Annotated in this window: 10 protein-coding genes; 3 read left to right on the forward strand and 7 right to left on the reverse strand. The window is 48.4% G+C overall.

Annotated elements, in window-relative coordinates:
- Positions 1-78: 78 nt before the first annotated feature.
- The 4 genes from hemL to LJ740_RS06485 form a co-directional block, all read right to left on the reverse strand.
- Positions 79-1,359 (reverse strand): glutamate-1-semialdehyde 2,1-aminomutase, encoded by a 1,281-nt coding sequence (hemL, locus tag LJ740_RS06470; protein ID WP_229528260.1) that lies wholly within the window; start codon positions 1,357-1,359, stop codon positions 79-81.
- A 53-nt stretch (positions 1,360-1,412) separates the two neighbouring features.
- Positions 1,413-2,423 carry an aspartate carbamoyltransferase gene (locus LJ740_RS06475; RefSeq protein ID WP_229528261.1) on the reverse strand — a complete coding sequence of 337 codons (1,011 nt, stop codon included), beginning with the start codon at positions 2,421-2,423 and terminating at the stop codon, positions 1,413-1,415.
- A gap of 211 nt (positions 2,424-2,634) precedes the next feature.
- A complete protein-coding gene (locus LJ740_RS06480; protein ID WP_229528262.1) occupies positions 2,635-4,128 on the reverse strand; it encodes a methyl-accepting chemotaxis protein in 1,494 nt (497 codons plus the stop codon).
- A 411-nt stretch (positions 4,129-4,539) separates the two neighbouring features.
- Positions 4,540-5,382: a hypothetical protein gene (locus LJ740_RS06485; RefSeq protein WP_229528263.1), complete on the reverse strand. Its 843-nt coding sequence runs from the start codon at positions 5,380-5,382 to the stop codon at positions 4,540-4,542.
- A 115-nt stretch (positions 5,383-5,497) separates the two neighbouring features.
- Between LJ740_RS06485 and LJ740_RS06490 the strand changes: the two genes are divergently transcribed.
- A complete protein-coding gene (locus LJ740_RS06490; RefSeq protein ID WP_229528264.1) occupies positions 5,498-6,424 on the forward strand; it encodes an MBL fold metallo-hydrolase in 927 nt (308 codons plus the stop codon).
- Here LJ740_RS06490 and LJ740_RS06495 read toward each other — a convergent pair.
- On the reverse strand, positions 6,399-7,034 hold the full coding sequence (locus tag LJ740_RS06495; RefSeq protein WP_229528265.1) for a TetR/AcrR family transcriptional regulator: 636 nt from the start codon (positions 7,032-7,034) through the stop codon (positions 6,399-6,401). The two genes, LJ740_RS06490 and LJ740_RS06495, sit on opposite strands and share 26 nt — an antisense overlap.
- 124 nt (positions 7,035-7,158) lie before the next feature.
- Here LJ740_RS06495 and LJ740_RS06500 point away from each other — a divergent pair, with 124 nt between their 5' ends.
- Positions 7,159-8,346, forward strand: coding sequence for an efflux RND transporter periplasmic adaptor subunit (locus tag LJ740_RS06500; protein WP_229528266.1), 1,188 nt, complete (start codon positions 7,159-7,161; stop codon positions 8,344-8,346).
- A gap of 15 nt (positions 8,347-8,361) precedes the next feature.
- Entirely contained in the window at positions 8,362-11,559 is a 3,198-nt protein-coding gene (locus LJ740_RS06505) for an efflux RND transporter permease subunit (RefSeq protein ID WP_229528267.1), read from the forward strand.
- Between the two features lie 143 nt (positions 11,560-11,702).
- Here the strand turns inward: LJ740_RS06505 and LJ740_RS06510 are convergent, their stop codons facing one another.
- Both LJ740_RS06510 and LJ740_RS06515 read right to left on the reverse strand, forming a co-directional pair.
- Positions 11,703-12,131, reverse strand: coding sequence for a CopD family protein (locus LJ740_RS06510; protein WP_229528268.1), 429 nt, complete (start codon positions 12,129-12,131; stop codon positions 11,703-11,705).
- Positions 12,132-12,148: 17 nt separating this feature from the next.
- Entirely contained in the window at positions 12,149-13,840 is a 1,692-nt protein-coding gene (locus LJ740_RS06515; protein ID WP_229528888.1) for a chloride channel protein, read from the reverse strand.
- Between the last annotated feature and the right edge of the window lie 175 nt (positions 13,841-14,015).

Below are 14,015 nucleotides of genomic sequence, written 5' to 3' on the forward strand. Positions count from 1 at the left end.
GAAGTTCAATCCATTAATAAAATTGCTGTCAGTGCGACAAAAAAATGGGCGGAGAATCCGCCCGTTTTTGTTTCCTGTTTACAGGCTTTCCAGTGCCGTGCGGGCCACCTGAATGGTCTGGTCGATAATGGCTTCTGAATGCATACTGGACACAAATCCCGCCTCGTAGGAGGCCGGTGCCAAATACACGCCAAGTTCCAGCATTTTGTGGTAAAAGCGATTAAACTGCTCATTGTTGCAACTAATCGCTTGTTGGTAGTTCACCACCTTGTCGACATCAGTGAAAAACAAACCAAACATAGAGCCGGCATAATTAACTGTCATAGGCACGCCTAACTCTTTGGCCTGAGCCTGAATACCCAGTGCCAGCTTTTCGGTATTGGCAGCCAGGGTGTCGTACATGCCGGGTGCCTGAATAGCGTTCAGGGCCGCTAAACCTGCGCTCATGGCAATGGGGTTACCTGATAGTGTCCCTGCCTGATAAACCGGGCCACTGGGCGCCAGATGTTCCATGATATCTCGTTTGCCACCAAAGGCACCCACCGGCATACCTCCGCCGATAACTTTACCTAAACAGGTCAGATCTGGTTTGATCTGATAATGTGCCTGAGCACCGCCAAGGGCAACGCGAAAGCCGGTCATGACTTCATCAAAAATCAACAGGGCGCCATGCTTGTCGCAAATGCTGCGCAGGCCTTCAAGAAATCCTGGCACTGGTGGGATACAATTCATGTTTCCGGCAACCGGCTCAACAATGATACAGGCGATATCGTCACCGCACTGAGTGAAAGCCGCCTCAACACTGGCGAGGTTATTAAACTCTACTGTCAGGGTGTGTTGCGCCACACTGTCCGGTACACCGGGTGAGCTGGGCACTCCAAAGGTCAAAGCGCCTGAGCCAGCTTTAACCAGCAGGCTGTCTGAATGGCCGTGATAACAACCTTCAAATTTCAGAATTTTGTTTTTGCCGGTATAACCGCGTGCCAGACGGATGGCACTCATGGTGGCTTCCGTCCCGGAGTTTACCATGCGGGACATCTCCATACTGGGCACCAGACGGCTGATGAGTTCGGCCATTTGCACTTCCAGTTCGGTGGGAGCACCGAAGCTCAGACCGTTCTCGATCGCTTTTGCCACCGCGTTTCTGATGGCTTCATTGTTGTGGCCCAGAACCATTGGCCCCCAGGACAAGACATAGTCGATGTATTGTTTACCGTCTGCATCGTACAGGTAAGGACCGTCGGCTTTTGCAATGAAGGGCGGAGTACCTCCAACGGCTTTAAAGGCGCGAACCGGGCTGTTTACGCCACCCGGGATATGTTGTTTTGCCTGGGAAAAAAGTTGTTCAGATTTTTGCATTACTGCTTTGCTCTCTTGTCTTTTTTTCGATTAGTTAAACAGGTTCGGGGCGGTTATTTGCTGTGATAGTGCCAGGGAACGGCCCGTTCATAGTCTCTCACTTTGTTTTCAACACCCAATGCCAGGGCGAACAGGGCCATTCTGACCAAAACCCCATTGTCGGTCTGACGGAATATGGCTAAATTCGGATTTTGGTTCAGATCATTATCCAGTTCATTGGCGTCAGCACGAGAATCGCGCGGTAATGGGTGCATTATCACGGTTTTAGACTGGAAGTGTTGGGTGTAAATCGCCTGATTCAGGCGAAACTTACCCCGATATTTGTTGGCCTCTTCTTTGGATGGGAAGCGCTCCTCCTGCACCCGGGTTTGATAGCAGATATCGGCATCAAATTGGCCATCCAGGGTGTTTTGCACCTTAAACCGATGACCGGCGTTGCTGATGGTGTCCAGAATATAATCAGGCATACTCAGCTCTTCAGGTGAAATAAAGGTAAAGCGCACATCGTTAAACAAACACAAGAGTTTGGCCAGAGAGTGCACTGTGCGACCAAATTTAAGATCTCCCACCATGGCAATGTGCAGGCCATCAATACCACGCTGATGAAAGGCCAGCTCTTTTTTAATGGTATACAAATCTAACAGGGCCTGGGTAGGGTGCTCGTTGGGACCATCACCACCGTTGATACAGGGGACCCGACTACCTTTGGAAAACTCTTCCACTGATCCTGCGTCAGGATGACGCATGGCAATGACATCGGAATAGCCACTGAGTACTCTGGCGGTGTCATACAAGGATTCGCCCTTCGCCAGGGCCGAGTTACCCACCCCCACGGTTTCACGCACTTTACCGCCTAACAAATTAAAGGCTGTACCAAAGCTGACCCGTGTTCGGGTACTGGGCTCAAAAAACAGGTTTCCTAAAATGGCACCATCTAATACCGTAGTGCGCTTTTCCCTGCGGGTATAGACTTCCATGGAGTCCGCAACCTGAAAAATTTGACGAATGGCATCGATATCAAATTGATTTACAGACAAGATATGTTGTCCTAAAAAACGACTCATGGTGATTTGACCCTGCTGATGAATTAAACCTGTGTATTGTCCTTCGGTTGCCAGCAAAAAGAAAGTCGAAGTATGGGTTTATCCTGATTTATCGCAGATAACACGGGTTTTATGTTGTGTCACTTTGGTGGTGGGGGAGGGATACAGAGTTGTCTGGTATTGAAAAGAAAGGGCAACTGTTACAGTTGCCCCTGGGTTTTTAGGGTATTGCTTAATCTAACTTAAAGCGCCCTAACATGCTTTGCATATCATGGCATTTGTCTTCCAGTTCGCCGGAAATTTCGTCCACCTCACTCATAGTGGTGGCCAGTGCATCGGCAGAATGACTGATAGATTCGATACGTTTACTCAGGTCATTGCTGACCGCACTTTGCTCTTCTGAGGCGACGGCGATCTGGTGGTTCATATCGCTGACATTCACCACAGTTTCCTGAATACCATCCAGGATCTCGCTGATACTGTCGGCTTCGGTGGCTGCCTGACCCACGGCACTGGTACTGGAGGACATTGACTGATGAGCGTCTTCGGCTGAGCTTTGCAGACCGGTGACAATATTCTCAATCTCTTCCGTAGATGCTTGTGTACGCTGCGCCAGAGTACGTACTTCATCAGCTACAACCGCGAATCCTCGCCCTTGCTCGCCAGCCCGGGCGGCTTCAATGGCCGCATTCAGTGCCAACAGGTTAGTTTGTTCAGCGATAGATTTGATAACGGTTACAACAGAGCCAATTTTTTCACTGTTGTCACGCAGTCGATAAACCTGGTCGGCAGTGCCCATGATTTGGCTTTCTAATCCTTTGATGATGCCCACACTGCTCTCAACGCGATCCCGACCTTGTTCCACTCTTTCTTTGGCAATGTCTGTTTGCTCAACAGTGTGCTTCGAATGCTCGGCGACTTTGGACGCCGTGATAGACATTTCCTGCAAGGCTGTGGCAATCATCTGCACATCGGACAACTGGGTATCCGTGGATTTATTGGCATTCACCATCATGGATTTTATGGTTTCAGAACGGTTTTCAATGACGTTACCGGTTTGCAGTACGTTTTTAATCAGTTCCGTTAGTTTTTCCAGCAGCAGGTGGAAGTTGCGTGCCAGGTTGGCAAACTCTGTACTTCGGGCACCTTTCAGTTTACGGGTTAAATCGCCGTCACCTAAAGCAATTTCCTTGATAGATAAAGTAACATCCAGCAACTGCGACAAAACTAATTTTCTGGTGGTTATCACGGCCGCAACCAACATTACCACCACCAGGATCAGGATGTTAAACATCGCAGAGAAAGCATTACTGGCCAACTTGCTTTGCATTGGCGCTTTGGTGAACACCACGCTGATCTTGCCGATTTCTTTGTTGTCCCGGCTAATGACGCCGGTTTCAAATGCTTCGAAGGAATCATCGGTTACCCGGGTTTTCCCTGACTTGCCGAGTTCTTTGTCGCGATGGTCAGTTATAGTGACCCCGGATACAATATCGATGTCTGTCATGGCTTTGGCAATTTGCTCTACCTGACCATAATCATAAGTGAATACCGGCTCTATCAGAGCCACTCTGGCATAACTGAGCTGGGCCTGCATTTGTTGTTCAAATTCGTTTTCTGCCTGACCGGAAGAAATCATATAGGCGATTGAACCGGATAGGCTGGCAGCTATAAAACCACTGACGAACAACCAAAATACCAGTTGGTTACTTATCGATTTAAACATGGGCGTCTAATGCCTCTTTTTTTGTACGCTTTTCGGTAAAATCCAGACTGAAAATTGTCGCACCAATCCCCGGTGCGGCTGGGTCATTAACAAGCCTGAAACGTTCCTGTAACACTATAGTTACAATTTGTGGGCACAGCAAATCTTTACCTGACGCCTTCCGATGGCGTTTTTGTTAAGAGCGTGTTGATCTTTACGGTACAATTTTGCACACAGGCGCTGCCCGAAGGGTTCGTCATATAAGCGCTTTACTCTTTGTCACAGTCCTTTGACTTAAAACCACCAAGCCTGTAGGACTGTTCCTCGATTAAAACGCTTATATCTAGAACAAATTTTGTACAGTGAAGTTCAACACGCTCTACTTGTTTTTATTATTTTTGTTAACAAAGAATATAAAATCGTCATCCTAAATCAAAGATTAAAATAATATTTTTTTTCTGTATCGTCAGGTTCCTGAAAAAATCCATTCTTTAATGACAATATTTTTCGCTCTGAAAAGCGAACCTGTTGCAACGTTTCCCGATAAGTTGACTGGAACAAAGCTTCGTACTCACCTGAATCTATCAGGGCTTTAAAGCCACTTTCAATATCCTTTGCCAGTGCTTCGTCTTGTTGATTGACAAAGAAAAAATTAGCGTAGGGATAGTGAACGATCACGTTGGGTTCGATGGCAATATCGAATTGTTGATAGTTGTCATATTCTTCCCAGATCTCTAACACTGAGCGCGGAAACAATTGGAAACGACGTTTTTGCAGCATGTGAAACAGGGCGTCATAAGATGTGGTTGTATGGACTACGAAGCCATTGTCGCTGAATAACCCGACATCGGGCCAACCGCCTCCCAGGCCAATACTGAACAGACGCAGTTGTTGCGGAGTGTCTACCGATTTAAGCAGTTCGATATTGTCTTTGTTGATTAAAAATAGGCGCCAACCCAGTAATCCTTTTTGGATGGGGGTTCGGATGGCCCGGTAATTTGTTTCCCGGTGCTTTGAGGTGCCGGTCCAGACCACATCCAGCAAACGTTCATTTAACAACAACAAGGCACGGTCTTGTTGCGCCGGGTAGTCTGATTCAAGCAGCTGGTAACTGTCCTGATAGCGCGACAGGATTTTTTCCAGAATAAGCAGGGCAAAGTCCTGGCGCTTATCAACCCCATCTTCAGGACGGGGGTAGCGGATATCTCGGGTGGCACTGGCGCTAAAAGCTGTGTAAAAAAACAGGATCAGCACAAATACTTTTAGCTGATTCATAGAAGAATAGCGTTTCGGTAAGAATGTAAGTAGTGTTAGGTATAAACCAGAAAATAGCAACTTACTGCGCAATATCAGTGGCAATCATCAGGTCTGAAAAAAAAAGGAGATGAAATTGAGAGTTGTTGTTTTGCTGTTGCTGCTGCATGTCGCACTGCCCGTACATGCGCTTGCCGATCAGTGTCGCGAAGACATTTATTTACAGATCTTAGGTGCCGGCGGACCGGAACTGGACGATGGACGAACGTCATCGGGTTATCAGCTTTGGCTGAATGGGCAGGCTAAATTACTGTTGGACACCGGTAGTGGCACCAGCATCAGTTTTGGTGACAGCGGCGCCGATTTTGCCACTGTAGATGCGGTTTTGTTTTCGCATCTGCATACCGATCACAGCGCGGATTTGCCTGCATTTGTCAAAGGTGCCTATTTTACCGGACGAAATCGGGATTTGTATGTCATTGGTCCTGATGGTAACCACCTGATGCCAGCCACCGGTGAATTTGTGCAACGTCTTTTTGGTAAAAACGGGGCATTTTCCTATTTGTCGGATTATCTGTACAAAGGACGGGAGCGCTTTCAACTGCATGCCGTGGATGCGACTGAACCGGGAGAAAACGCGGTATTTGTCAAAGACTTCTCATGGGGACTGGTCGCCGCTTTAACGGTGCATCACGGTCCCGTGCCGGCACTGGCGTGGCGAGTCGATGTGGGTCATTGCCGTCTGGTTTACAGTGGTGATATGTCCGATAATACCCAGAAACTGGCTGGATTTGCCACAGGCGCTGATTTGTTGATGTTGCATATGGCAATCCCTGACAATGCGCATCCGGTAGCACAAAACCTGCATATGTCTCCGACTCAAATCGCCCAAATTGCAAAGCGGGTGCAGCCTAAAAAACTTTTGCTGTCGCATTTTATGAAGCGCAGTGAGCGACATTTCAACGAGTCATTGCGCCTAATCAGACAACAATTCCACGGAGAAGTTATTATAGCGGAGCGGTTGTTAACGATTCCTCTCAGTCATTCTGATGGCGCAGAATAGTCATAAAGTCTTCGACAACGCGGTTAACAAATGCCAGTTGCTCAGTCTCGTTGAGCTCGCAGGGGAGGCCCATCAGGCTTTTCATGTGATGCTCTCCCTTGAGCATATTAAAAAATATCATCACCAGGTGTTTTAAACGGGACTCGGGGATCTGCAATTCCCGCTGTCGAATCAGGTAATCTTTCAGCATCAGCATGGCTCTTTTGGGGCCTGCTTCGTAAAACAGTTCAGCTACATGTATGTTGGCACTTACTTCACCCATAACCACTCTGTACATGGCAATAACCTCTTCGTCATGGAGTAACCGAACAAACTGTTCGCCGACCAGGTGTAACACTTCCAGCAACGAACGCGGACATTGCATTATATGTTCTTCGTCCATCTGATATTGCTGACATTTGTGGGCGATAACCGCGCTGAACAGGGCGTCTTTGTTTTTAAAATGAGAATATACTGTTTGTTTAGAGACATTCGCTTCTTTGGCTACATTGTCCATAGAAGTAGCACTAAATCCCTGCTGTAAAAACAGGCAACTGGCAGACATCAAAATCTGACGTTGCTTTTCTGTGCTTTTAGGCCGACCGGCTTGTGATCTTTTCGGATTATTCATGTGATATACAACTTTTTTACAATTATCAAACTAAACAGTCTAGTATTTTAATTGAATTATCATACTGAGCAGTCTAGTATTATTTCCGTCTTATCGCAATGCTCGCTATTTACTGGAGTTTATTATGTCAGGTCCATTTTCCTCTCTGGTTGCAAACCGTCGCCCGGGATTGGTGATTTTTTTGTTCGTCATTGTGCCGGTTTTGTTTTTGTATTTTTTATTAAAAGCGGCAGGTGCCGGGCAGGTGCCAGATGCGCCAGACCGGCCCTTTGCACAGCATGTTGACGTTATCAAAGTGGCACGCGAAACAGCCTATACCCGCATGGTGAAAGTTGTGGGGCGCGTGGAAGCTTCAAAACAAGCCGGGTTGGGTTTCGAGCGGGGCGGTACCTTATTGCTGACCAATGTCGACGAAGGTGATCGGGTTGTGCAGGGGCAACTGTTGGCGGAACTGGATACCCAAAGACTGACTGCACAAATGCAGGAAATCGAAGCCGGGATCGCCCGCGCTAAAGCTGATGCCAGACTGGCACAGTTATCGGAAAACCGCATTGCAACCCTGGTGAGCGAAAAGCTGGAATCGTCGCAGCGCCTGGATGAAACCCGCGAAGCCACCGAAGCAGCCCGGGCGCTGGTAAGAGAAATGGAAGCGCGCAAAGACAGTTTGTTGGTGGAATTTACCAAGTCGAAAATCTATTCACCGTTTGATGGCACGATTTTATCCCGTCAGATCGATCCTGGTTCCGTGGTCGGACAGGGCATGACGGTGTTTACCTTGCAACAAGACAACAGCACAGAGGTGCGGATGGCTATGTCGGCAGATAAGGTATTCCGCTTAAAGCAGGGCCAAAACTATGCCCTGTTTAAAGGCACTCAGCAAATCAATGCCCGATTAAAATCCGTAGCTAACGCCCGTACTATCAGTACCCGCACGGTAGACGCAATTTTTGAAATTACCCAGGCCAACACTGCGCAACCCATGTTATTACCGGGCGATTTGCTTACTCTGAAGTTGCCGGTGGAAACCCAGCTGGCGGGATATTGGGTACCTAAAACAGCATTAACCAATGGGATCAGGGGCATGTGGAATTTGTTCACGGTATCTGATGTCCAGGGTGAACAACAACTGATTACTAAGGCTGTCAGTATCATTTATGCCGATGAAGTCAATGCCTATGTCAGCGGCGCACTGAACGCTCAGGATTATGTGATTCTGACCGGTGGACAAAAGTTAGTGCCAGAACAACAGGTGTATGCCAAACAGGTGCCATTTCCGGAAGTGGCGAAATCCCTGACCACCGTCAGTTTATAATCAGGAGGTAGGCTTGTGTCTGAATTTTCTGTCAAAACTGAAAAATCGCCCTGGTACAGTATTTTTTACCGCAATGGTCATCTGCTGTTGCTCGGTATCGTCATTATTCTGGTGGCCGGCGTTTCTGCGTTAGTCAATCTTCCACGCCTGGAAGATCCGCGCATTGATTTGCGCAATGTGATCGCATTGACCCCGTTTCCTGGTGCGTCTGCTGAGCGTGTTGAGGCGCTGGTGAGCGATGTTATTGAAGATGAACTGCGGCAACTGGATGAAATCAAGGAGTTAAAATCCACCTCAAGAGCGGGTATTTCGGTGGTAAACATTGAATTGCAGGCCTGGGTTGATAATACGACTAACGAACAGATATTTTCAGAGATCCGCGACCGCCTCGCAGATGCGGCGCAGAAGTTTCCGCAAGGTGCCGGTGAGCCGGAACTGGATACCAAGCGAGGTGCGACGGCGTTTACCTTAAAAGTGGCACTGGCGCCAAAGCATCCTGAAGTGACGGATGATGGGCTACAAGATATGACTATTGTGGCGCGCCTTTCCGAAGAGTTATCTGACCGTCTGAGAAATGTACCAGGTACTGAAATTGTACGAATTTACGGTGAGCCGGAAGAGGAGATTCTGGTGAGCATCGATGCACTGCAATTAGCCAATGCCGGATTAACCTTATCCCAGGCATCCAGTATCGTAGCTGCCAATGATCCAAAATCACCGGCCGGGGTGGTGCGCAACAGCGAAACGAATCTCAGAGTGCAGGTGGCTAAAGAACTGGATACCCTGGAATCAGTGCGGGATATTCCATTGCAAAATCACACCTTCGGCGGGTATTTACGGGTGGGGGATATTGCTCAGGTGGAGCGAAGTTGGCGGCAGCCACTGCAAGATATCGCCCTGCTCAATGGTGAACAGGTCGTTTTTGTAGCGGCCCGTATGCAGACTACCGTGAGAGTGGATAAATGGATGGCCAATGCCAAATCCGTGGTGGCTGATTTTGAGCGGGAATATGCCGGTACGCTGGATACCAAGATTGTTTTTGATCAAAATATTTATACAGAACAGCGACTCGCCGACCTGACCCAAAACCTGTTGTTAGGGAGTCTGGTGGTGATGGTTGTGGTGCTGCTGTTTATGGGGCAAAGAGCCGCCTGGATAGTCGGCTTGTCATTGCCTTTATCTGCCGCCTTTGCGATTTTTTCGCTGTCATTTTACGGCCAGCAAATTCATCAGATGTCGATATTTGGCATCATAGTCGCCATTGGCTTATTAATTGACAATGCTATCGTTATGACGGACGAGATCAGAGCCAATTTGCAGGACAAAGCGATGTCCCGAATGGATGCGCTGGTGCAAAGCTTGCGTCATCTTTTTGTACCCTTGTTAGCCTCAACCCTGACCACGATTTTAGGCTTTATGCCGATATTCCTGTTGCCGGGTAATATTGGTGATTTTGTGGGGCCTATTGCCATCAGTGTGGTGATGGCCTTGATTGGGTCGTTGTTTATTTCCCTGACCCTGATTGCAGCATTGGCGGCCCGTTATTTACCCCGTAAAAGTCAATCCGAACAGGCGCGCTGGTATAAATCTGGTGTGCAGTTGCCACTGGTAACTCCGTTGTTTAAACGAAAACTACAATGGGCAGTGAATAATCCTGTGCGCATTTTGTGGTTGCCACTGGGGCTACCTGTGTTGGGGTTTGTACTGGCGGGACAATTAGGAAACGTGTTTTTCCCCAGCGCAGACCGGGATCAATTTGAAATGTATCTGTGGATGCCGGCTGGCACCAGTATCGAGCGTACCTTCTTTGTTACCCGAAACATCGATGACAAAGTGCGGGAAAAAGACAATGTCACCCAGGTGGCCTGGTTGGTGGCCGGATCTGTGCCTTCGGTTTACTACAATCAGGTAATGACGCGGGACAACACGCCGTTTTTTGCGCAGGCTGTCGTCTCTGCTGCCAGTGTTGACGCCGCGGCTTCGCTGGTTTCAGAGTTGCAATCAGAACTGAACGTCAGTTTCCCGGAAGCACAAATAGTGGTGCGTCCGTTCGGTCAGGGCCCCCCTATTTCAGCGCCTATTGGTGTTGATATATTTGGCCCGGATTTACAGGTGTTGCAGCAACTGGGCGAACAGGTTCGTCTGGCGATGTCTGAAATTCCGGGCATTACCCAAAGCATTGCCTCTATTGAAACGGGTGAGCCGGAATTGATCTTAAACGCCAATTATGACGAAACGCAGTTGGCCGGATTGAGTTACGCGGATGTGTCCGCACAGTTGCGGGCGGCACTGGATGGCGCAACCGGTGGCTCGATTCTGGAAGGAACCGAAGAGATCCCCATCCGCATCCGGCTGGGTCAACAGGAGCGGGCCAGTGTAGAGCAATTGGCCAGTTTGCCGGTAGTCAACACCCGCTTAGCTGAAGCACAGCAATGGGTGCCGCTGGCGGCATTAGGGGATTTTGATATGGTGCCCACTTTATCTGGCATCACCCGCAATGACGGGGTGAGAGTGAATCACGTTGAGGCGTTTTTATTGCCAAATGCCACGGCCATTGATGTTTCTAATCATCTGTACCGTCTGCTAAATGACGGGCGTATACAACTGCCGCAAGGCTACAGCCTGAAAATGAAAGGCGATGCCGACAAGCAGCAGGAGGCGTTAGGACAACTGGCAACATATGCGCCGGTACTGTTGGTGTTGATGCTGGCGACCCTGATTTTGTCGTTCAATAGTTTTAAACTGGCCGGTGTCATTGGCGCAGTAGCCGGACTTTCTGTTGGGTTGGGAATGCTGAGTTTATGGATATCCGGATTACCCGTGGGCTTTAATCCAATTTTGGGCAGTGCCGGTTTGATCGGTGTGGCAATCAATGGATCTATTGTGGTGATCGCTGCCATCAATGCCGATGAGCGGGCGAGGCTGGGAGATACTGAAGCGATTGTAACTGCCACTATGAGTTGTAGCCGACATATTTTGTCGACTACTGTGACCACGGTGGGGGGATTTATTCCTTTGTTGTTATTTAGTGAAGGCACATTCTGGCCACCGCTTGCTGTGGTGCTGGCCGGAGGCGTGGGGTTTTCCGTGGTTTTATCCCTGATCTTTACACCTGTGGTTGTTGCCGCGATCAACCGGCGCAAAGCAGCAAAATTACAAGGTTATCAGGCGAAACCGTCAACCGGCTCCGCGTCACCTGCGGTAGTGAGTTAGATACTGGTCGACAGGTAAAAAGCCGCCTTGCGGGAAAGTGGGCTACTCAAATTAGGTTGCTCATTTCCGGTTGCCTGTAACCGGGATGAGCCCATTTTCCGGCGGAATTGTTTAGTTTCTCAATTTGTTCCGGTCAGTATTCGTCAAAAGGGCTTTACTACCGCCAAAACAATGATGGCCAGAAAAATCAAAACCGGTGCCTCATTGATAAATCGATAAAACCTGGGACTATGGCGATTTTCATTTCTGGCAAAACGTTGCATCAGTACATAGAGATAACCGTAGTAGCCATAAACAAACAGAACCAGTGTCAGTTTGGCGTGCAGCCAGCCTGACGCCGCCAGCCAGCTACTGCCGTAGTTGTAGATCAGAGCTACACCAAACACCAGGGTCAATATGGCGAATGGCAGCACAAACCACCACAGGCGTCGTGCCATAACGTTGAATTGATTGCTGATTTCTTTGGAATCGGTTTGTGAGTGGTAGACAAACAAGCGCGGTAGGTAAAAGATACCCGCCATCCAGGCTACCATAAAAAATATATGCAAGGCTTTGAGCCAGAGTATGGTCATATTGATGTCCTGTTGCGTTAATACTCTTTGCGGTATAGATAACTGCGCACCGCATCCCAGGTTATTACGCCGACAATAGAAGCCGGTGTTGCCCCCTGAACGTATACTGCACCTTCACGTCGGTTTTGCAATATCTCATAGACTTCTGCCAGGGTCGCTTGCGAAGACACCCCCTGCATGGGAAAGAAGCGCAACGGGTTTTCTTCTCTGTTGAGGCTGTAATCATATTGTACCAGATGATATTGCACATCAATTTCGTAGGTTGATTTTTGCACTACCGGGTGAGTCGGTGCCGTATCGAGGAAATCCAGTATGTGTTTGTCGGTAGCATCAACGAACAGTTTGTATTCTCTGTCTACCAGTGCCAGAACTCCCACTTTTTGCAAGGTGGAGCGAATGGAAGACGTTGAATAAGGCAGGTTTTGATAGTCCAACTGACTGATAAAAATGGAGCGATTTTTGAAAAACTGATTGGCGGTAACATAGGAGGGCACAATCACCAGCATCGCAGGCAATACTACATCCACGGAGTTTGACAGCTCCATTACCGCCGAAAGCGCGGCCAGCGGGGCGTGAACCACCGAGGTTAAAAAAGCGGCAATGCCCAATATGGCAAAACTACTGGTAAGGTGACTCGGATCATCATAGGCCAACCCCAACGGATACATCAGAATCGCACCCAGCAAAGCGCCGAGTCCCAGTACCGGACCTATCAGCCCGCCCGGGATACCCAGACCGATAGCAAAGATAGTCAGAATAAATTTGGCCACAACAATGTACATTAACAGTTGTATATCCTGAGGTGCAGTTACAATCCAGTGTATGGCACTAAATCCGCTGCCCATGGCTTTGGGTACGAACCAGCCTACTAACCCGGTAATGATTCCGGCCAGTAACAAGCGATAGAACATACTCACGGGTCTGAACCAGCGAATAACATTCATAATTTGCATATTAAACAGGGTTGAGATACCGCCCAGCAAAGCGCCAAAGGCGATGAAATAAAGATACATCCAGGTGTCAAAGTCAGCGATGGTTAAAAACGCCAGTTCGTGATCATCGCCAAATACCAGTCGACTCATCACAGAGCCACAGGCAGCAGACAACATGATGGGAATAAAAATGTGGATTTTATATTCTCTTAGCACCACTTCCATAACAAACAACACCGCAGCAAAGGGGGTGTTAAACGACGCTGATATTCCCGCCGCAATACCACAGCCGGTCAGGATCCTGATGCTGTTGTAAGGCAGTTTTAGCCAGTTGCCGATAAAACTGCTGCCGCCTGCGCCAAGGTGTACCGCAGGTCCTTCACGACCCACCGAAAAACCACTGGCCAGCGCCGCCATGCCACCAAAAAACTGATTTAAGGTATTTTTAAATGGCATCAGGCCGTTGTGGTTTTTGACCCGATAAATGACGTACGGAATGCCGGTGCGATAGTGTTTAAAGCGCGTTAACCTGGCGAATAAATAGATAAACAACGCGCCAACTATCGGGATTAGCAAGCGCATTTCTGGCTCAATAGAAGAAAAGTTATCGACTTCGTCCAGCCACAACAATTGCAGGCTTTCATAACTAAGGCGAAACAGAATAATTAAGGTGGCAGAGCTGACCCCCGCCAACACGCCCAATAAACTTAACTGCAGAGACGTGCGCGGATAAGACAGTGCCACACGCCATGACGCCAAAGAAAGGCGCTTTTTCATGGCTCGGAGCAGGACTTTTACCGGCATGGGCTGGACTTTTGCAAAAGGGTTTCCACTGACTTCGTTGAGCAATATTGGTATCACATATCATAGCAATAGGCGATACCAGATAGAACGCAAGTATATGAATAAATTCTATTTTTGTGGTCTGATGTGAATTGAATAAGCCCTTTAT

It is taken from the genome of Planctobacterium marinum (assembly GCF_020687805.1).
Taxonomy (GTDB): domain Bacteria; phylum Pseudomonadota; class Gammaproteobacteria; order Enterobacterales; family Alteromonadaceae; genus Planctobacterium; species Planctobacterium marinum.